The following is a 21,797-nucleotide window of genomic DNA, read 5'->3' on the forward strand; positions in this document are numbered from 1 at the left end:
CTAATTAGGTATATTAGCTATTTTCTATAATTGTAATATTTACTAAACTGCGTTATTTTTTTCTTGACCTTTTTCTTTTCTCTTTAATTTAACTTGTGGTTCACTTGGTAACCCAAATTTTGGTATAAATCTATCAAGACCAGTTAATGTTAATAGAAGTATTGATCCAACTGTGATAAATGCCATAATATTATACTTTATAATATCAAATGGTACGAAATTATGAAGTGGATATACTGCACTTAATATTCCTACATAGAACCCTATATAAACATGCCATGGTATTAATTGAGAACCAAATACTCCTAGAGAACTTGAAAATGTTGCATTTCTTAAACGTAATTGGTATAAATCTTCTTCACTACCATCTACATTCTTTTCAACTAATTCTTTAGTTATAGGCCCTACTGTAACGATTTGAGCCATTTCATCTGCAAGTGCAGCATTTCCTACAAAGCATAGTACCCCATTCATAAACATTAGTTGTTTTACATTTCTAGATATTGCTAATACTAATGTTGATAGTGGCTCAAATGCTTTCATCTTGCTCATTATTCCACCAAATGCTCCAACCCACATCATCATTACTATAACCCATGAACCTGCCTCTTTAAATCCTGACATCATCAAATCTAAGAAAGCATTTAAAGATTCAACAGTACCTGCAAAAGTTCCTAGTATATATGATGAGATTATACCAATAGATAAGCAAGCTAGTGTAGGTAATCCTTTTACCGCCACTACTAAAACTAATATTAATGGTATTGCCATGTAATATGGTACTCCTGTTTTTACTTGATTCAATAATTCTACTGCTGATGGTCTTGCAGCTTCTAAATCAACTATTACTTGAGGTGGTATCTGATTTATAGCAGCTGCAGCATTTGTAGCTTCAGTAGGTAATCCCATAGTTATGCTTAATACAAATATAGCAACAACTGTTATGGCTAAACAGATTATAGACCAAGGTCCTTGAGATTTAATTCTATCTACAACCTCAACACTTTGTATCCCTGAACTTACTACAGTTGTATCTGAAATAAGTCCAATATTGTCTCCAAAACAAGCTCCACCAGCAATAGATGCTGTAGTTAATAAAATATTTCCACCAACCATGTGGTTTAACCATAAAAATATTGGAGCACATGCTGCAAATGTTCCCCATGATGTTCCTGTAGCTACTGAAAGTACAGCAGTAACTAAAAATGAAACAACTGCAACGGTTCTTCCTGTTACACCTAGAGAAAGTGCTATATTTACTAAAGATGCGCCTACTCCTGTTGACATAAATGCTTCAGCCATTGCATATGCAAGCATTAGTATGAAAAAAACTAGATTTAAATGTTTTACATTATCAACTGCACAATCAACTAAATCATTAAACTTAAACTTATCTGTTATTGATGCTACAATAAATGCATATATCGTAGCTATTGGAGCTGCTATTAAACAATCCATCCCTGAAATCATTAAACCTGCCAGTACAAATACTGGTGAAAACTTAAATAGTCCAACCCAAAACCCCATAAGGTGAGCCTCCTTGATATATTGATATTGTATAATTTTGATAGTTTTTTATTTACACTATGCATTATACTATCAATTATTTTATAGACTTATGTACTAATGTATAATTATATAGTACATAAGTCTTTTAATTATAACTTTAATATAACATTTTATTGATATTTAAAGAAAAATTTCTCATATTGTTAGTAAATATTATAGTTTTGGTAGTTGCTAATATACTAGTTTAAATTTATTATATTAAATCTCTATTAACTAATTCTTCTACAAAGAAGCTTCCAACATCTTGCGCAAATTTACCTGGTCCAAATCCTGCATCATATCCTAATTCTTTTGCAAGTTCATGATTTATTCTAGGTCCTCCACAAAGAAGTACAACCTTATCACGAAGACCTTCTGCTTCTAATAATTCTACTAAGTTAGTTAAGTTTTCTATATGAATATTCTTTTGAGTTACAGTCTGAGAAACTAATAATACATCTGCTTTAAGCTCTACTGCTTTTTTTATAAAATCTTCATTTGGAACTTGACTACCTAAGTTGTATGCTTCTATTCCTTCATATCTTTCTAATCCATAGTTTCCTGCATAACCCTTCATGTTCATTATTGCATCTATACCAACAGTATGTGCATCTGTACCAGTACTAGCTCCAACTACTACTACATTTCTTTTTATATTTTCTTTTATATAATTTTCTATTTCATATTTATCCATTGTATTTTCTTGTGCTACTTCTACATGTATGTCTTCATAATTTACACCTTTTTCTAAACTTCCATATGCTACATAGAATGTAAATTCACTATCTAGTGATTTATGATGAGCAACATTTATCTCAGAAAGCCCCATATTTTTAGCTGTAAGTTTTGCAGCTTCTATACCTTTTTCATCATCCTTTACAGGCAATGTAAAACTCACTTGTACCTTAGCATCATTTAAAGTATCTCCATATGGTTTTACATTTTTTAAATCAAGGTTCTTATCGTATGTCTTATTTTCCATTGAATATAATCCGCTCATTAGCAGCTACCCCCTAACACTAAATCTTTTTCTAACATTAACTCTACAAATGGATTGAAGTATACATTTTCTTTTATAACAACTCCATCTAGTCCTTTTCCACCATCAACTGGTCTCTTTATTCCAGCAAACTTACCTTGTTCTAATGTTTTAAATAATCCTTCTTTTTCTATCTCAGCTATTAAATCATATGCTTTATGTAGTACTTCATTAACTCTAGTACACATAATACCATCTTTTTTAAATTCTATTTCACTGCCTAAGTCTTTCATAGTATTGAATATATATTGAGCATTATCTATAGATAAAGCTCTATCAGATATAAATGGTGTATGTATAGCCTCTGTAAGCATTCCTAATAAATGAAGCTTTTGACCTGTCATTATTGTTACCATATTAAATAAAGCATCTTGAACTTGACCTTTAAATATATCACCAGTCATAAATTTAGTAGGTGGCATATATTTAAGTGGAGCTTTAGGGAATATTTCTCTAGCCATTTGAGCTTGAGCTAATTCATATAAGAATCCATTTTCAACATCTGGACTTATTTCAAATGCATGGCCTAGACCCATTTGTTCCTCTGGTAGTCCTGCTATTAAAGCAAACTGCTCATTTATAAATTGTGATGCAAGTACAGTATGTGCTTCTTCTACTGCATCTGCTGTTGTTAAGTAGTTATCTTCTCCAGTATTTATTATAACACCAGCATATCCATTTATTATTCTTGAGAAGTATTGATCTATCATAGTTCTCTTCATATTTATATCTCTAAATAATATTCCATATAATGCATCATTAAGCATAACATCTAATCTATTTTGAGCTCCTAATGCTGCTATTTCTGGCATACATAATCCTGAGCAATAGTTACAAAGTCTTATATATCTTCCTAATTCTTTTCCAACCTTATCTAGTGCTTCTCTCATTAATCTAAAGTTTTCACCTGTTGCAAAAGTTCCTCCAAATCCTTCAGTAGTAGCACCATATGGTACAAAGTCAAGTAAACTTTGTCCTGTTGTTCTGATAACAGCTATTATATCTGCCCCTTGCTTAGCAGCAGCTACTGCTTGAGTAATATCTTCGTATATATTACCTGTTGCAACTATTAAATATAAATATGGACCAGTTTTATCTCCATACTCATTTAAAAATGCTTCTCTCTTATTTCTATTTTCTTTTATTTGATTTACACTTTGTTTAGCTATTTCATTTATTTTAAGCTTAACTTCAAATACATCGTTTTCCTTAAGTGAAGTTAAGTCTAATTCCCCTTTAGCTACTTTTTCTGCTATCTCTTGTGGATTAAGTCCTGTGTTTATCATAGCATTACCTATATAATAAGCAACACCCATTCCTAAAGATCCATTATTAGAATTTTTTATACTATCTACAACTATATTTGGAAGCGGTACACCAAATTCATCTACACCGTCTATTCCAAGTAATCTTAGTATACTTCTTTCAACAGTTACTGTAGTGTGCTTGTTTATAAATTCTTGTGTATCTAATGCTATGTTTTGTGCTGATTTACGAGCTTTCTCAACTATACTGAAATCTAAATTTAACTTACTCATATTATCCCCCTTGGCTTCCTATTTACTTAATTTATTTGCTATATTAATTATTTCATTATCAAGACCCAATAACTTACATATATTTATAGCATCTTTTGGAACTTTAGTTTCTTTGCTTACTTTTTCCATTCTATAGTCCATATACTCTTGAAGTATTTTTACTCCATTTGAACTTTTATCTCTACCTATCTTTAAATCTATTTGACGTTTTAATCCTTCAAAGTTTACATTTTTTAATCCTATTACTTGGTAATAGTCAACATCACTAATATCTATATCATCTAAGTGAGTAGATATTAAGCTTATTGAATTATACTGTTTAAAATATTCACATATTGATTTTAAAAGTAATCTACCTTCTACTGGATTAGTTCCTCTTGCAAATTCATCTAATGCTATGAACCCATCTCTTATCTTAATAAGCTTTGTTATTTCTTTTAATTTTATTATCTCTGCTCCAAAGGTACTTAAACCTTTGTTTATATCTTGCATATCGTCACTTACTAAATATATAAAATCTAATATGCATAAATCTGCTTCTTTAGCAAATACAAAAAATCCACATTGGAATAAGTATAAATTAAGTGCTATGGTTTTCATACTTACACTTTTTCCACCCATATTAGCTCCACTTATTATGGTTATTTTCTTGTCAATTTCTATACTTATTGGTATATATTGCTTTCCTTGTGAATCTAAAAGTTTTTGAAGATTTGGATTTATAAGCTCTTTAAAATAAATTTTATTTTCTTCATTTATACTTGGTTTTATAGCATTATACTTTATTGCTAAATCAGCTTTTGCAATAAGTAGATCTAATTTTCCTATATTTTTTATATTTTCTTTTATATCTATTAAATAATTGTATAATTCTTCAGTTAAAGCTTTCCTTATTTTTAGGACTTCTTGATCTTCCTGAATAACTATCTCAAGTCTTTTCTTTTTTAATTTTTCTATGATTTCTATATCTGTTGAACTAAATATTTCTTTTTCTACGTTAAGCTTATTTTGTCTTATACGTAATAATCGTTTACTATAAGCCCCATATATTTGAAAAGTTGTTAGCTTCAAATCATCTGGGTCTAATAGCTTTACAATTTTATCTAAACTTTTAAAGTTTATATAATCTACATTTATATTCAACTGTAAATAATACTTCATTATTTTATTAACATTTATAGCAAAATTTTTAATTTCAAATAACTCTAATTCATCCAATACATTTTTATTTTCTAATCTTATAATTGTATTTTTTATATTTTTTACTTTACAAAATTCATATTGTATATTCTCATACACCACTTTATTTTTGTTTAAACTACTAATCATATTTTCAACATAGCTCAGTTCTTTTATCAACTTAAGCTTGTTTTCTTTTTTATATATCTTAATATTACTTTTTTCTATTTCTCCATATGGTGTAATCGTATTTACTTCGTGTGTTATAAATGACTTAATATGATCACCTTCTTGTTCCTAAAAGCTTATTTTCTAAAAACTCATTACATTAAATACTTTTATATCAGTCTTACTTTGTATAGTATCTATAAAATATTTTTCATCAAAGCTATAACCTTCTATCGAAGTTGGATTTATACTTATGCCTATTAGATTTACTTTGTTTATTGCTCTAATTTTACCTTTAAGCTTTATAAATTTTTCAAATACATCTTTTTCTAAAAATATCTTTGTACTATCTTCAACTAATATAGTGATATTTTTGTAATCTTTCCCACTTTTTAGCATTGTATTTATAAAGTCATCAGTAACTATTCCATTAAAAACTATATATTTAGTATTATCATCTATACTATCTATAATTTCTTTTGAAGAGCTTAAAGTTGTATTAATATCTAAGCTTTTATAGGTATAATCATTATTTACTACGCTAACCTTTTTAGAATTTATATTTTCATAAACTTCATAAAATTTATTATCATTAACTTTATCAAGATTTAAAATATTAGCTTCATATACAATTTTTTCTATAGCCTTATTAATATCTTTATTTATTACAGCTCCACTACAAAATATAGTTGATTCTGTTATTGATGGTGATCCTAATGTTTTTCTAGATAAAGCTCCATCCACTATACTCAAATCTGCTCCATAATACTTTAGTCTATCACATATATATTTTATCTGAGTATTTATAGATGGACCTGCAAGTTCTATATATCCATCGCTTAATGATTTAAATATAACTATATTTCCCAGGGGCGTTGTTATGTTTGTTAGTTCTAGAATTTCTTTTGTTATATCACTTCCTAAAACTAAACTACTGGCTGTGGCTATTATTGTATTTTTATTTACATATATTCTAGGTTTATAAGTATTAGTAACTGCATCCACACCTTCTCCATCTACTCCAATTGAGGTAAGGCCCAGTATTATATTTTTACTTATACACTCTTTAAGTATGTAATTTAAGGTAGTAGTTTTTCCAACATTCTTATAATTGCCTATAATCGACATACTTTTATATTTTAGTATTTCTCTTAATTTATTCATATCTTATTCCTTATAAATTTAATATCATTTCAATAAGCGATGTATACTTTTATTAGTAAAAGATATTATAGAATTAATTCTATAATATCTTTTACTTTTTAGTTTTTATATTAACCTAATTGAGCAGATAACTCTCTTTTCTTTCTATCTAATTCAGTTGGTTCAAGTGTCATTCTTTCATTATTTAAAAGTCCAGCTACACCTACCTTATGAACTTCCTTTTCTCCTCTACAAACTTCACATTGACATGTGTGGCTGTAATTGTGTGGCTCTGTATATGTTGTTATAACACCTTCAAAGTTTCTAAGTATTACTTTATCATGACTTTGAGATATTACATAGTTTGGCATAACTGGTGTTTTACCACCACCACCTGGTGCATCTACAACAAATGTTGGTACACAGTATCCTGATGTATGACCTCTTAATCCTTCTATTATTTCTATACCTTTAGAAACAGGAGTTCTAAAGTGCTCTATACCGTTAGATAAGTCACATTGATAAATGTAGTATGGTCTAACTCTTATTTTTACTAAATCGTTAACTAATTTTTTCATAACGTGCATACAGTCATTTACTCCACGTAATAAAACACTTTGGTTTCCTAGAGGTATACCTGCATTTGCCATTTTTTCACAAGCTTCTCTAGATTCTTTTGTTATTTCATTTGGATGGTTGAAGTGAGTATTTAACCATATTGGATGGTATTTCTTAAGCATATTTACTAAACCATCAGTTATTCTTTGAGGCATAACTACTGGAGCTCTACTTCCTATTCTTATTATTTCAACGTGTGGTATTTCTCTTAATTTACTTATTATATATTCTAATCTTTCATCACTCATTAAAAGTGCATCTCCACCTGATAATAATACGTCTCTTATAACTGGTGTATTTCTTATATATTCTATAGCTTTATCTATTCTATCTACTGGTTGAGCCCCATCATTTTGACCAGCAAATCTTCTTCTTGTACAGTGTCTACAATACATTGCACATTGGTCAGTTATTAATAATAACGCTCTATCTGGGTATCTATGAGTAAGTCCTGGTACTGGTGAATCTCCATCTTCATGAAGTGGATCATCTAAGTCAGCTTCAGAAACTTTAAGTTCTGATGATACTGGTATTGCTTGCTTTCTTATTGGATCATTTGGGTTTGAAGGATCAATTAATGATAAGTAGTATGGAGTTATACTCATTCTTAAAGTTTTAAGACATTCGTGAACTCCTTGTTCTTCACTTTCTGTAAGTGGTATATACTTTTTAAGTTCTTCAACAGTTGTTATTCTGTTTTTAACTTGCCAATTCCAATCATTCCATAATTCATTGCTAACATCTTTAAATATTTTTCTTTCCATGGTTATTTACCCCCCTAATTATACGTATAATTTTTTAAATATATTTCTTAAAGTTTCACTTTCTCTTAACGCTGTTAATGTAACATCTGCATGGCCTTTAGTGTATCCATTCCCTATTATCATATCTACATCTTTACCAACACCTTCAGCTCCAAGCGCTGCTTTTGTAAATGCAGTTGCCATTGAGAAGAAGTATACTATTCCTCCATCTCTAACTGGTAATATTGTACTCATCTCTGTGTTAGAAACGTTTACACAGTTTATAGATAAATCTACTTCTTTACCATCATTTACTTCTAATACTTTATTTAAAACTGCATTAGGATTTTGAGCATCTACTATTATCGCTTCATCAACAAGATCATTTTCTTTTATGAAATCTGCTTGTTCCTTATTTATTACAAGACCTATTACTTTACCTGTTTTACCTGCTTTTTTTCTAGCTTCATAACAGCAAAGCATTCCTGATTTACCAGCAGCCCCTAATATTAAAACACTTTGACCTTCTTTAACTAACTTTTGAGTTTGAGCAGGTGCTCCTGCTACGTCTAAAGCAGCTAGTGCTAATGTTTCTTCCATATCTGTTGGTAATTTTGCGTATATACCACTTTCGAATAAAATCGCTTTCCCCTCAATTTCAACTCTATCTATATCTGATTTTATATCTACTATTTCTTCTATTTTTAATGGTGTTAATGATAAAGAAACAAGTGTAGCTATCTTATCCCCTACTTTTAAATCTATCTTACCTTCTAAATCAGAACCTATTTTTTCTATAGTTCCTATTAACATTCCTCCAGAACCTGTTACTGGATTTTGCATTTTACCTTTTTCTTCTACTATTTCTAATATTTTTGCTTTTATTTTTTCTACATCATGATTACATTCTTCTTCTATTTGAGTAAAACTTGCTGAATCTATATTTAAAGCCTGAACATCTATTAATATTTCATTATCATATATGTTCATATCATTGCTTATTTTTTTAGCTGGTTGTGGTAAAACGTTCTCCCCAACTACTCTATGTGTCCCATATTTGCATCCTCTCATCTTTGTATCCCCCTTGTTATATTGTTTGTACTTCTCTACATACTAAATCTTCTGAAATGATTAAGTCTGCATCAGTCATCTCTATTAATTCTTCAACAGTTACCCCTTCACTGATCTCTGTTACAAGTAATCCCTTTTCAGTTACTTTCATAACAGCAAGTTCAGTTACTATCATATCAACTACATTCTTTGCAGTCAATGGAAGGGTACAATTTTTAAGTATTTTAGATTTTCCTTTAGCAGTATGTAACATTGCAACTATTACTTTCTTAGCTCCAACTACTAAGTCCATAGCTCCTCCCATACCAGGAACCATTTTCCCAGGAACTATCCAGTTAGCTAAGTTTCCATTTTGATCTACTTCTAAAGCTCCTAATACTGTTACATCAACGTGTCCTCCTCTGATTAATCCAAAAGACGTTGCTGTATCAAAGAAAGCTCCATCATCATTTATAGTTACATATTGTCCACCTGCATTTGTTATATCTAAATCTATTTCATCTTTATCTGCAACTTTTCCCATTCCAACCATTCCATTTTCTGATTGGAAAGTTACATTTATTCCATCTTCAATATAATTTGTAGTTAAAGTTGGAAGTCCTATTCCTAGGTTTATTAATTGACCATCTTTAAATTCTTGGGCAACCCTTCTTGCTATAATTTCTTTAGGATTCATTTAATTAGCCTCCTTTACAATGTAATCTACTACTACACCTGGAGTCATAATCATTTCTTTATTAATTTCACCAGTATTTACAAATTCTTCTGCTTCAACAATTACAATATCACTTGCCATTGCTATCATTGGATTAAAGTTTTTAGTAGTTCCTTTGTACACTGTGTTACCAAATTCATCTACTATACTACCTTTAACAAGCGCTACATCTGCTCTTAATGGTTCTTCTAATAAGTACTCTTTATTATTAACACTCACTTTTTGTTTATTTTCTTCTACTAATGTTCCTACCCCAGTTGGAGTTAATATTCCACCTAAGCCAAATCCTCCTGCTCTTACTCTTTCTATAAGAGTTCCTTGTGGAGATAATTCTACTTCAAGCTTCCCTTCATTCATTAACTGACCAGTCTGTGCATTAGTTCCAATATGTGAAGCTATAACTTTCTTTACTTGATTATTTACTATTAATCTTCCTATACCTCTATCGACAAAAGAAGTATCATTTCCTATTATAGTTAAATTCTTAGCATCTGATTGTATAAGTGCATCTATAAGTTTTTCACCAGTACCACATCCTAAAAATCCACCTATCATAATAGTCATATCGTCTTTAAAAATATCTTTTAATTTTTCTAAAGATATAACCTTATTCATGTTTTTTCCCCCTAATATATTTTAAGCTTCTTGCGCTGTTAATTCCTTAACTTCTAAACCTAATATTTCACGAGCTTCTTTTGGTGTAGCTACTTGTCTTCCTAATGCTCTGACAATATTTGCAGCTTTTTGAACTAATTCTCCATTAGATTTAGCTTTTACACCTTTTTCCATATAAACATTATCCTCGAATCCTACTCGGACATGCCCTCCCATTAACACACTTAGTGCTATCATATCAAACTGGCATCTTCCTACACCACTTACAGTGAAAGTAGCATTACTTGGTATGCTTTGTCTCATAAACATTAAATCTCTATATGTTCCACTTATACCGCCATTAACTCCCATTACAAAGTTAAAGTGCATATTATCATTTATAAATCCTTTTTTGTTAAGTCTTAAAGCCATGTCTACCATGCCTTTATCAAATACTTCTATTTCTGGCTTAACATTTAATTCTATCATCTTTTTCCCAAATTCTTTTATAGTATTTTCAGTGTTAACAAATATATCGTCTCCACCAAAGTTACAAGTACCACAATCTAATGTTGCCATTTCTGGATGTAAGTTTACAGGCTGTACTCTTTCTTCATTGCTCATTCCAACTGCCCCTCCAGTTGAAGGTTGAACAATTGCATCTTTACAAACCTCTTTTATTGCATCCATACATTCTTTAAATCTATTTATATCTTGAGTTGGAGTACCATCATCATGTCTTACATGAAGATGTATTATACTAGCTCCAGCATCATAAGCAGCTTTTGCTTCTCTTACTACTTCTTCTACAGTATATGGTACATTTTCATTATGTTCTTTTGTTACTTCTGCACCACTTATTGCTGCTGTAATTATTACTTTTTCCATATTAAGCGGCCCCCCCTTTAAACTAATATCTTTGCTTATCTTTAGGTACTACACAAGTTCCACTTGCCTTACAAACTACTATTGGTTCTTCTAAAACATCTGCTGCTGAATCGCTTATATCAAATCTTGGTACTATAACTTTTCTAGCTTCAAATACCATTTTTCTTGAACTATTTCCTACATTAACTATTTCTCCAACAGCTTCTATATAATCTCCAGCATATACTGGTGCTAAAAATTCAACACTATCATATGCTTTGAATAAACCTTCATCCCCATCATTTTGAATAAGTAACTCAGTAGCTACATCCCCAAATAATTGAAGCATTTTAGCACCATCTACTAAATTTCCACCATAGTGTGCATCATGGCTTCCCATTCTCATTCTTATCATTGCTTTCATATTAAGTCCCCCCTAATGAATATATATATTAGCTAATTGGTATAGATTTTTACCTATACCAATTAGTTAAAATCTTTTTTCTATGCTAACTCTTGTATTAAGTTTTTAATTACTTTATTAACATCTCCTACTAAAGAAAGGTCTGCTACTTCAAATATTGCTGCATTGCTATTGTTGTTTATAGCGATTATATATTCAGACTCTTCCATACCAGCTAAATGTTGTATTGCTCCTGATATACCGCAAGCAATATATACATCTGGTCTTACAGTCTTACCTGTTTGACCTACTTGACGAGATTTATCAACCCATCCTGCATCAACTACAGCACGAGAAGCACTTACTTCAGCTCCTAATATATCTGCTAATTCATATACAGCATCCATATTTTCTTTAGAACCAATTCCTCTACCTGCTGATATAAGAACCTTTGCATCTTCTATGTTAACTTTTTTTACATTTTCCTTAACATATTTTAATACTTCTACATTCTTATCGCACTCTGAGAAATCAACGTTTATCTTTTCTATATTACCTGTTCTAGCTATATCTCTTTCTAGCTTTTTCATAACTCCAGGTCTTACAGTACTCATTTGTGGTCTATGGTTTGGACATATTATTGTAGCCATTATATTCCCACCAAATGCTGGTCTAGTCATTAATAATCCTTGGTTTTCTTCATCTATTTCAAGAGATGTACAGTCTGCAGTAAGCCCTGTTCCTATAGTAGCACTTACTCTTGGAGCTAAATCTCTACCTATTGTAGTTGCTCCTACTAAAACTATATCTGGATCTTTTTTATTTATTACTTCTGTAAGGGCTTTAGTGTATGTACTAGTTAAGTATACATCTAAATTTTTATCTTCAACGCAAACTACTTCATCTGCTCCATATTGTATAAGTTCTTCACTTAAATTTTCTATATTATGGCCTAATAATACAGCACTTAATTTACTATTTATTTTATCAGCTAACTCTCTACCTTTTCCTAATAATTCCAAAGAAACATTTTGTAATTCTCCGCTTCTTTGTTCAACAAAAACCATTACACTCATCGTTTTTCCTCCTATTAATTACTACTTTAGTTAGTAATTTTTTGCCAAATCATTTTTTAAGCTTTTGCTTCAGCTATTATAAACTTTTCTTTTAAAGAGTTTATCATTAATAATGCCGCTTCTTTTTCACCTACATCATGAAGTGTACCTTTAGCCTTAACCCCTTTAGTGAAAGATTTCTTAACTTTAGTTGGTGAACCTTTTAATCCTATTTCTTCTAAGTTAACTTCTATATCTTTTAATCCCCAAGTTTCTATCTTATCTTCTGACATACAATCGTATATTCTAGATATTTTCATGTATCTTGGACTATTCATTTCTTTTAAAGTAGTTACAAGTACTGGCATCTTAGCCTTTATAACTTGATACCCATCTTCAAACGCTCTGTTTACTGTTATAGTATCTCCTTCAACTTTCATCTTTTCAACATATGTTATTGATGGTATACCAAGATGATTTGCAATTTGAGGACCAACTTGTGCAGTATCTCCATCTATCGCTTGTCTTCCTGCTATTATTAAATCATGCTCTATATTCTTTATAGCACCTGCTATTGTTTTTGAAGTTGCAAGTGTATCAGCTCCAGCAAATGCTCTGTCTGTAAGAAGTATAGCTCTATCAGCACCCATTGCTAAAGCTTCTTTTAGTGCATTTTTAGCTTGAGGAGGTCCCATTGTTAATACAGTTATAGTAGCTCCCGTTTGCTCTTTTATGCTTATTGCTTCTTCTATCCCTGCTTTATCATCAGGATTTATTATACTTGGAATTCCATCTCTTATTAATGTACCAGTTTTAGGATCTAACTTCACTTCTGTTGTATCTGGCACTTGTTTTATACAAACTAATATATTCATGTTTTTCCCTCCCAAATTTCTCTCAAGACTATTTAAGTAAGTTTGCACTTATTACCATTTTTTGAACTTCGCTTGTTCCTTCATATATCTCAGTTATTTTTGCATCTCTCATCATTCTTTCAACTTCATATTCACGTGTATATCCATATCCACCATGAAGTTGAACTGCTTTAGTAGTAACTTCCATTGCAACTTCCGCAGCATAAAGTTTTGCCATTGCAGCTTCTACACCATATGATTTGCCTGAATCTTTTTTAGTTGCAGCATCATATACTAAATGTCTTGCAGCTTCAACCTTAGTTTTCATATCAGCTAACTCAAATTGAGTGTTTTGGAATGCAGCTAAGCTTCTACCAAATTGCTTTCTTTCTTTAACATAGTTAACTGTAACATCTAATGCTCCTTGAGCTATACCAAGAGCTTGAGCTGCTATTCCTATACGACCACCGTCTAGTGTCTTCATAGCTATCTTAAAGCCTTGACCTTCTCTTCCTAGCATATTTTCTTTAGGTATTCTACAATTTTCAAATATTAATTCACAAGTTGCAGATCCTCTTATTCCTAATTTCTTTTCTTTTTTCCCTACAGAGAAACCTTCAGTTCCTTTTTCAACTATGAAAGCTGATATTCCACGAGTTCCTTTAGATTTATCAGTCATAGCCATTACTACATATGTATCAGCTGGTCCTGCATTAGTTATAAATACTTTTGAACCATTTAATACATATTCATCTCCATCTAATACAGCTATAGTTTGTTGACCTGATGCATCCGTACCTGCATTAGGCTCAGTTAAACCAAATGCACCTAGCTTTTCACCTTTAGCTAGAGGAACTAAGAATTTTTCTTTTTGCTCTTTTGTACCAAACTCAAATATAGGACTTCCACATAATGAAGTATGAGCTGAAACTATTACCCCTGTAGTTGCACATGCTTTAGATAGTTCTTCAACAGCCATTGAGTAACCTAAATAGTCTCCACCTTCTCCACCATACTCTTTAGGGAAAGGTATTCCTAAAAATCCATATTTACTCAATTTTTCAACAGTTTCATATGGAAACTTTTCTTCCTCATCTATTTCATGGGCTATAGGAGCTACCTCATTTTGTGTAAACTCACTATACATTTGTTTTAATAATTCATATTTTTCCATTAAAAATTTCCCCTCTTTTCTGAAAATGATTAGCTTTTTTATGATTAAACTAGTTCCTCAACATCCATCTATACATAGTGTAGGAGCTCTAGATTAACTTCTTTTTTAAATAAATTAGTTATAATCGTAAAATCCTTTTTTAGTTTTTCTTCCTAGTATTCCACCTCTAACCATCTTTTTAAGAAGCGGATGTGGTCTATATTTTGAATCTCCAAATTCAGTATAAAGTACTTCCATTATATTTAGGCATACATCTAAACCTATAAGATCTCCTAATGCTAGAGGACCTATTGGATGATTTGCACCTAACTTCATAGCATCATCTATATCTTTTGCACTAGCAATATTTTCTGCAAATATTCCTATTGCCTCATTTATCATAGGTACTAATATTCTATTAACTACAAATCCTGGTGATTCTTTTACGCTTACTGGTGTTTTTTCTAATTGTGTGGATAATTCTAATATTGTCTGATGTGTTTGCTCTGATGTTAGCATGCCGTCTATTACTTCAATCAATTTCATAACTGGTGCTGGATTGAAGAAGTGCATTCCTATAACTTTATCTGGTCTGTTTGTGCTTACTGATAAATCTGTTATTGATAAAGATGATGTATTTGTTGCTAATATAGTTTCTTTCTTACATATATCATCTAAGTCTTTGAATAATTGCTTTTTAATTTGTATATTTTCAACTATAGCTTCTATTACTAAATCACAGTCTTTTGCTTTTTCAAGATCTATAGTTTTTTCAAGTCTACTTAATATTTGAACTTTATCTTCTTCTTTTATTTTTTCTTTTGATACTTTTCTATCTAAATTCTTTGTTATTAATTTAACACCTTTATCTACAATATCTTCACTTATATCTCTAAGAATTACTTCATGCCCATTTGATATAAATACTTCTGCAATACCACTTCCCATAGTACCGCTGCCTATTACCATTACTTTCATGATGTGTTCCCCCTAAATATAAAATGTATATATTTCAATGTATAAAATATTACACATTACCTTCTAATGAACTATTTACTTTTTTAATATTGTTTATGAATTTTGCTTCTCTTTTCTCTAAGAAAGCACTCATGCCTTCTTCTTGATCTTCACTTGCAAAGCATAATCCAAATAAATTACTTTCTAAATTTATACCTTTATCTATATCCATTTCATAACCATTATTTATAGCATTTTTAGCATATCTAAGTGCTATTTGTCCTTTAGTAGCTATTAAATTGGCCATTTCTAAGCATTCATCTAGCAATGCTTCTTTTGTTGTTACTTTATTTACTAAACCTATATTTTCAGCTTCTTCTGCTTTTATTATTTGTGCTGTATATACAAGTTCTTTAGCTTTTGCTATACCAACTATCCTAGGTAGTCTTTGAGTTCCACCAAAACCTGGAATTATTCCAAGATTCGCTTCTACTTGACCAAACTTAGCATTTTGGCTTGCTATTCTAATATCACAACTCATAGCAAGTTCTAATCCCCCACCTAAGCAAAATCCATTTATAGCTGCAATTATTGGTTTCTCACAGTTTTCTATTTTTTTAAATATGGAATTTCCATACTCAGAAAATTTTACACCTTCGTTGAAACTCATATCCTTCATTGCTCCTATATCTGCACCTGCAACAAAGGTTTTCCCTATTCCTGTTATTATTCCTACATAAATTTCTTCATCACTAGATATAATATCAACAGCTTTGTCTAATTCTTGTAAAACTTCTTCATTCAATGAGTTTAAATATTTTTCTCTAGTAATCTTAATTGTATAAATATTCCCTGATTTAGTACAATTTAAATTTTTAAACATTTTACCACCCTCTTATACTATTAACTTAAGTACATTTTTTCAAAATTCGTTTTTGTTTGTGGTTATATATTATATTTCTACACATTTGTTGAAAAACCTTTTTTTTGTATAAATTTTTATATATGTATATTTTTTTTCATATATTTTCATAATAAATGCTTCATTTAATCAGTTTACTTTTAAGGTTGATTGTTTATATTGATTTAACTATTACACAAGTTCCCATTCCTCCACCTATGCAAAGAGATGCTAACCCATGTTTTAATTCTCTCTTTTTCATTTCATGTAAAAGTGTTGTTATTATTCTAGCTCCAGATGCACCTAATGGATGACCTATTGCTATTGCTCCACCATTTACATTAGTTCTTTCTTCAAACCAAGCATCATCAACACCATAATGTTCTTTTAACTCTTTTATTACACCTAATGATTGAGATGCAAAAGCTTCATTTAACTCTATTAACTCCATATCAGTTAAATTCATGTCAGCTTTATTTAAGGCATCTTTTATAGCAGGTACAGGTCCAAGTCCCATTACTGAAGGATCTACTCCTCCTTGGCCTACTGATACTAACTCAGCTATTGGCTTTAATCCATGTTCCTTAACTGCCTTTTCAGATGCTACAAGAACTATACTAGCTCCATCATTTATACCAGATGCATTTCCTGCTGTTACAGTTCCATCTTTTTTAAATGCAGGTCTTAATTTAGAAAGTTTTTCTAAATCTGTATTTCTATTTGGATATTCGTCAGTATCTACTATTACTGAACCTTTTCTTGTTTTCACTTCTATTGGAACTATTTCATCTACAAATCTTTTGCTGTCTATTGCATTGATTGCTTTTTGTTGAGATTTGAAAGCAAATTCATCTTGCATAGTTCTTGTTATATTATATTTTTCAGATACATTTTCAGCAGTTATTCCCATATGGTAATTATTAAATGCATCAGTTAAACCATCTAATACTAAACTATCCTTAAGGTTCATACCACCCATTTTACTACCAGTTCTTATTGAAGTTTCTGTTACATATGGAACTTGAGACATTACTTCTACCCCACCTGCTACTATTAAGTCTCCCATTCCTGCTTTTATTTGTGAATATGCAGTCATAACTGTTTTCATACCACTTCCACATATTATATTTACTCCATAAGCTGGAACTTCACATGGTATATTAGCATTTAATGCTGCTTGTCTTGCTATCCCTTGACCTTGACCTGCTGGTAATACATTACCTAGTATTACTTCATCTATTTTACTTGCATCTACCTTATTAGTCTCTATTACTGATTTAATTACTTGACCAGCAAGTTCTGCTGGTGCTACTGTAGATAATCCCCCTAAAAACTTACCGATTGGACTTCTTTTTGCATCTACTATATATACTTTAGACATTTTCTTTTCCCCCTGTTTTTTAAATCTTCGAAATTTGTCTCTATTCCAATTTTTATATCTTTTTTTGAAGTTTCTCTCTTTAACATAAGTATATATAGATAGGGCTTCTTTGTAAAATTCCAAAAAACTATAAGCTCATAACTTTTAGTTATAAGTTTAACAAATTGTATTTATTCAAAAAAATATTTACTATTTATTTCATCAAAATATTAACTTATTTGTGTTGTTTTCAATTGACTATCTTATTTGTGTTTTTCATGTTCTTTTCTGATATGATTTGTTGCATATTCTACAAATAGCTTTAATGTTTTAGACATATATTTATCTTTTTTAACTATAAAACCAATATTCCAGTCTATTTCAGGATTAGATATAGGTATCATATTTATTCCATTCATTTTATATCGTTGAACTATTGGTTTTGGCATCATTGCTATTCCATAATTTAGAGCTACCATCTCTAATATAAAATCCCATTGTGACATCTTCATTACTATATTTGGTTCAAATCCCGAATCTTTGCATGCATTTATTGTTTTATCATACATCATAAAATTTTCATTAAATACAATAAACCTTTCATCTTTTAGTTCTTTCATATCAATACTTTCTCTATTAGCTAAAGGATGATCTGTACTTATAGCTAGCATTATATCTCCACTTACTATCTGTGAGGCTATTATATTATCTTCTTCTACTGGAAATATTACTGCTCCAAGTTCTATACTTTCATCTACTATCCTACATTTTATATTATTGGCTCCCTCTTCTACTATCTGGATATCTATATCTGGATGCTCTTGCTTAAATTTAGCCACAGCAGATGTAAAATAGACACTGCCTATAACTGGTGGTATCCCTAGTGTTAATGTTTTCCTGCAATTTGTTATACTATCTTGAAGCTTAAATATTTCTGTATTGATAATATCAATAGATTTTTTTGCATTTTCATAAAATATTTCACCTTCATATGTTAAGTTAAATTTTTTTGTATTTCTTTCGATTAATTGCGTTTGTACTTCTTGCTCTAAATTTTTTATTGCTTTGCTAAGAGCTGGTTGGGATATATATAAATTATTCGCAGCCTTAGTAAAACTAGTTTCTTTTACTACTTCTAAGAAGTATATTATCTCTTTTATATTCATATTCTTATTCCCTCTCTCCCTTTATTTTGTATATACCTGTCAGTATATAATTTTATATGTATGTAGTTTAAATTCTTACTTCCCCTTAACTCCATATTAACATTATTGTAAAATACTAGCAATATGGGTAATTTACATATAAAAAATAGCATGAGTCTGATTCTATATCAAACTCATGCCATTTTCTATTTATGCACCTATTTTTACATAACTAGAATACACATATCCTACTTTTCCATTATAGTCTACTTTGTACCAACCGTATTTTGTTTTTCCTGTTACTTTTATTGTTTTATTTTTATTTAGTGTCCCTAATATTTTTCCTTTTGTATTACTATTGTCCCTTATATATACATCGTGTGTTGCTGTACCTATTTTATCTAATACTGTTATATTATCATTATTATTATTTGAATTATTATCTGATGTTGCATCTATTTTTACATAACTAGAATATACATATCCTACTTTTCCATTATAGTCTACTTTGTACCAACCGTATTTTGTTTTTCCTGTTACTTTTATTGTTTTATTTTTATTTAGTGTTCCTAATATTTTTCCTTTTGTATTGCTATTATCCCTTATATATACGTCGTGTGTTGCTGTACCTGTTTTATCTAATACTGTTATATTATCATTATTATTATTTGAATTATTATCTGATGTTGCATCTATTTTTACATAACTAGAATATACATATCCTACTTTTCCATTATAGTCTACTTTGTACCAACCGTATTTTGTTTTTCCTGTTACTTTTATTGTTTTACTTTTATTTAGTGTTCCTAATATTTTCCCTTTTGTATTGCTATTATCCCTTATATATACGTCGTGTGTCGCTGTACCTGTTTTATCTAATACTGTTATATTATCATTTGCCTTTGTTGAAACTGTTGTTACTGGTGTTGCTGCTTTACTAGTGTTATCAGTTTGTGCATGTGAAATAACTCCCCCACTTGTAAATACCATAGCCCCTATTACTAATGTTGATGCATATTTTTTTAACCCCATTTTTTAACCCTTCTTTCTTATAATTTTACTTATTTTAAATACATCCCTTGTAGTCAGTAATTTTCATTTGTCTTTTTTATTACATACCTATAGACGTTTAATCTACACTTAAAAGTTTTATGATTTTATGTTAATTATTATTAATAAATTTTCTCATATGTAGTATATATTCAAAAAAGCCTTGGAATAGTCCAAGGCTTTAATACTTTTTAATTTATTTTAATTTTCATTACAATACAATCCTATTTATATTATTGAAATTTGACTATATCATCTTGTTTTTTATAAAATTGATCATAATCGCTGAAGTTTATTTTAGAATCCTCTTTAACTAAATCTATAACTATCTCACAATTACTATCTACTACATTTAAAGGATAAAAATTGTTATTAGTATAATCTAAATACTCAAAAAGAATTGTCTCCGATAAAGTATACTCCAAATTAACAACTAGCTCCTTAGCAGACTTCTTATTATATTTTTGTAAAATATCCATCTCTAAATTGTACTTCACACCAGGAATCAATATATTTGAATTTTGTCCTTGGTCACTTCTAATAAAAGTATTATAATCTAAGTTTAAAACCATTCCTTTATCATTATTATTTGTAACACTAAAAAGTAACTTCGATCCTTTCTTACCTAAATACAATTTATCTAATTCAATATCAACACCTTTATAATTTTTTTCACTAGAAATATCTATAACCTTATACTTTCCTAATTTATCTAAAGGTACAGGTTCCCCCTTATGTTCTATAATTGTAGCGTCCTGATATTGCTCATGTTGTATCGGTTCAACAGGTTCATTTTTTATATTAAATCCTCCAAATAATAGTAGTGGTATTAAGAAAATAACAAAACTCCCTGCATTGCCTTCATTTTGTTTAATATTATTAATAGAAATACATTGTTTAGAAAAAACTCCATGAACTACACTTATGTTGTCCATTGAATCTACACAATAAGTTTCATTTAACTTTAAACAGATTTCTTTCTTGTTTTTGTAATCAGTCACAACAACCCTATAAAAAACAGAATTTTTTTTACGATCTTCATATACTCCAGTACAAACACCATCTATAGTTGTAAATAATGAAAATACATTTTCTTAGAAAAGTTCAAAAGTATACTCGTAGCTATTAATAATATACTTGGTAAGAACAATTCTTTATCTTTTGTTAATACTAAAAGTATTATAGTTCCTGTAATATTAAGTGCTATAAATATTTTATATGGATATAGCTCTTTGTTTAATATTTTTATCTTTCCTTTTTCTTCACAGTCCGATATGTTTTTTGATTCTGCGCTTATTGCTACAAATATAAAAAATAAAAACATGATTTGAAAAATAAAGTACCATATTTTATCCCCAATATCTATATTGTATATTATTTGAAATAGTTTTATATCAGTGCTTATGATACCACTATTTATCAAGCTTTTAATTGGCTGGATTAGAAATATTATGTATAGTATATATACCATATTACATAATCCCCCAACTTTATGCTCAGCCTCCATAGTTACTCCCCCTGTTACATTGTATAGTTGTATTCATTATAACATATATTGATATTTGAAAAGCCTTGGAATAATCCAAGGCTTTAGTTGTTATTATCTTTGCTCCTATATCATATTTAGTAATTTAGGGACATGGTTTATTCATTTTATCTTAGTAATGTTGTTAAGTGAGTTAATTCTTCATTAATT

21 protein-coding genes are annotated in these 21,797 nt (G+C 29.8%); all 21 read right to left on the reverse strand.

Annotation, left to right across the window (positions count from 1 at the left end):
• Positions 1 to 42: 42 nt before the first annotated feature.
• A complete protein-coding gene (locus BLP75_RS00595) occupies positions 43 to 1,527 on the reverse strand; it encodes a Na+/H+ antiporter NhaC family protein (RefSeq protein WP_092721848.1) in 1,485 nt (494 codons plus the stop codon).
• A gap of 235 nt (positions 1,528 to 1,762) precedes the next feature.
• Complete coding sequence (kamE, locus tag BLP75_RS00600) at positions 1,763 to 2,548, reverse strand: lysine 5,6-aminomutase subunit beta (RefSeq protein ID WP_092721850.1); 786 nt, start codon at positions 2,546 to 2,548, stop codon at positions 1,763 to 1,765.
• A complete protein-coding gene (gene kamD / locus BLP75_RS00605) occupies positions 2,548 to 4,125 on the reverse strand; it encodes a lysine 5,6-aminomutase subunit alpha (RefSeq protein ID WP_092721852.1) in 1,578 nt (525 codons plus the stop codon). Before kamD ends, kamE begins: the two co-directional genes overlap by 1 nt.
• Before the next feature lie 18 nt (positions 4,126 to 4,143).
• Entirely contained in the window at positions 4,144 to 5,583 is a 1,440-nt protein-coding gene (gene kamC / locus BLP75_RS00610; protein WP_092721854.1) for a lysine 5,6-aminomutase reactivase ATPase KamC, read from the reverse strand.
• A gap of 33 nt (positions 5,584 to 5,616) precedes the next feature.
• Positions 5,617 to 6,636 (reverse strand): lysine 5,6-aminomutase reactivase subunit KamB, encoded by a 1,020-nt coding sequence (kamB, locus tag BLP75_RS00615; RefSeq protein WP_092721856.1) that lies wholly within the window; start codon positions 6,634 to 6,636, stop codon positions 5,617 to 5,619.
• Between the two features lie 110 nt (positions 6,637 to 6,746).
• Positions 6,747 to 7,997 carry a lysine 2,3-aminomutase gene (kamA, locus tag BLP75_RS00620; protein WP_092721858.1) on the reverse strand — a complete coding sequence of 417 codons (1,251 nt, stop codon included), beginning with the start codon at positions 7,995 to 7,997 and terminating at the stop codon, positions 6,747 to 6,749.
• An 18-nt stretch (positions 7,998 to 8,015) separates the two neighbouring features.
• On the reverse strand, positions 8,016 to 9,047 hold the full coding sequence (kdd, locus tag BLP75_RS00625) for an L-erythro-3,5-diaminohexanoate dehydrogenase (protein ID WP_092721860.1): 1,032 nt from the start codon (positions 9,045 to 9,047) through the stop codon (positions 8,016 to 8,018).
• A gap of 16 nt (positions 9,048 to 9,063) precedes the next feature.
• Positions 9,064 to 9,723 carry a 3-oxoacid CoA-transferase subunit B gene (locus tag BLP75_RS00630; protein ID WP_092721862.1) on the reverse strand — a complete coding sequence of 220 codons (660 nt, stop codon included), beginning with the start codon at positions 9,721 to 9,723 and terminating at the stop codon, positions 9,064 to 9,066.
• Positions 9,724 to 10,377, reverse strand: a complete 654-nt coding sequence (locus BLP75_RS00635) for a 3-oxoacid CoA-transferase subunit A (RefSeq protein ID WP_092721864.1) — start codon at positions 10,375 to 10,377, stop codon at positions 9,724 to 9,726.
• A gap of 21 nt (positions 10,378 to 10,398) precedes the next feature.
• Positions 10,399 to 11,244: a 3-keto-5-aminohexanoate cleavage enzyme gene (kce, locus tag BLP75_RS00640; protein ID WP_092721866.1), complete on the reverse strand. Its 846-nt coding sequence runs from the start codon at positions 11,242 to 11,244 to the stop codon at positions 10,399 to 10,401.
• Between the two features lie 22 nt (positions 11,245 to 11,266).
• Positions 11,267 to 11,647, reverse strand: a complete 381-nt coding sequence (gene kal / locus BLP75_RS00645; RefSeq protein WP_092721868.1) for a 3-aminobutyryl-CoA ammonia lyase — start codon at positions 11,645 to 11,647, stop codon at positions 11,267 to 11,269.
• Positions 11,648 to 11,727: 80 nt separating this feature from the next.
• A complete protein-coding gene (locus tag BLP75_RS00650) occupies positions 11,728 to 12,702 on the reverse strand; it encodes an electron transfer flavoprotein subunit alpha/FixB family protein (RefSeq protein WP_092721870.1) in 975 nt (324 codons plus the stop codon).
• Positions 12,703 to 12,758: 56 nt separating this feature from the next.
• Positions 12,759 to 13,556, reverse strand: a complete 798-nt coding sequence (locus tag BLP75_RS00655; RefSeq protein WP_092721872.1) for an electron transfer flavoprotein subunit beta/FixA family protein — start codon at positions 13,554 to 13,556, stop codon at positions 12,759 to 12,761.
• Positions 13,557 to 13,584: 28 nt separating this feature from the next.
• Positions 13,585 to 14,709: an acyl-CoA dehydrogenase gene (locus BLP75_RS00660; protein WP_092721874.1), complete on the reverse strand. Its 1,125-nt coding sequence runs from the start codon at positions 14,707 to 14,709 to the stop codon at positions 13,585 to 13,587.
• Between the two features lie 114 nt (positions 14,710 to 14,823).
• A complete protein-coding gene (locus BLP75_RS00665; protein ID WP_092721876.1) occupies positions 14,824 to 15,666 on the reverse strand; it encodes a 3-hydroxybutyryl-CoA dehydrogenase in 843 nt (280 codons plus the stop codon).
• A 49-nt stretch (positions 15,667 to 15,715) separates the two neighbouring features.
• Positions 15,716 to 16,528, reverse strand: coding sequence for an enoyl-CoA hydratase-related protein (locus BLP75_RS00670; protein WP_092721878.1), 813 nt, complete (start codon positions 16,526 to 16,528; stop codon positions 15,716 to 15,718).
• A gap of 193 nt (positions 16,529 to 16,721) precedes the next feature.
• The gene (locus BLP75_RS00675; RefSeq protein WP_092721880.1) at positions 16,722 to 17,927 is read right to left on the reverse strand and encodes an acetyl-CoA C-acetyltransferase; all 1,206 of its coding nucleotides are present in this window, start codon (positions 17,925 to 17,927) and stop codon (positions 16,722 to 16,724) included.
• Positions 17,928 to 18,169: 242 nt separating this feature from the next.
• The gene (locus BLP75_RS00680) at positions 18,170 to 19,072 is read right to left on the reverse strand and encodes a LysR family transcriptional regulator (RefSeq protein WP_092721882.1); all 903 of its coding nucleotides are present in this window, start codon (positions 19,070 to 19,072) and stop codon (positions 18,170 to 18,172) included.
• A 189-nt stretch (positions 19,073 to 19,261) separates the two neighbouring features.
• The gene (locus BLP75_RS00685; RefSeq protein WP_092721884.1) at positions 19,262 to 20,083 is read right to left on the reverse strand and encodes an SH3 domain-containing protein; all 822 of its coding nucleotides are present in this window, start codon (positions 20,081 to 20,083) and stop codon (positions 19,262 to 19,264) included.
• 251 nt (positions 20,084 to 20,334) lie between these two features.
• A complete protein-coding gene (locus tag BLP75_RS00690; RefSeq protein WP_092721886.1) occupies positions 20,335 to 21,102 on the reverse strand; it encodes a hypothetical protein in 768 nt (255 codons plus the stop codon).
• A gap of 62 nt (positions 21,103 to 21,164) precedes the next feature.
• Positions 21,165 to 21,608, reverse strand: a complete 444-nt coding sequence (locus BLP75_RS00695) for a hypothetical protein (protein WP_092721888.1) — start codon at positions 21,606 to 21,608, stop codon at positions 21,165 to 21,167.
• Positions 21,609 to 21,797 lie beyond the last annotated feature (189 nt).

It is taken from the genome of Romboutsia lituseburensis DSM 797, from assembly GCF_900103615.1.
GTDB classification, from domain to species: domain Bacteria; phylum Bacillota; class Clostridia; order Peptostreptococcales; family Peptostreptococcaceae; genus Romboutsia_F; species Romboutsia_F lituseburensis.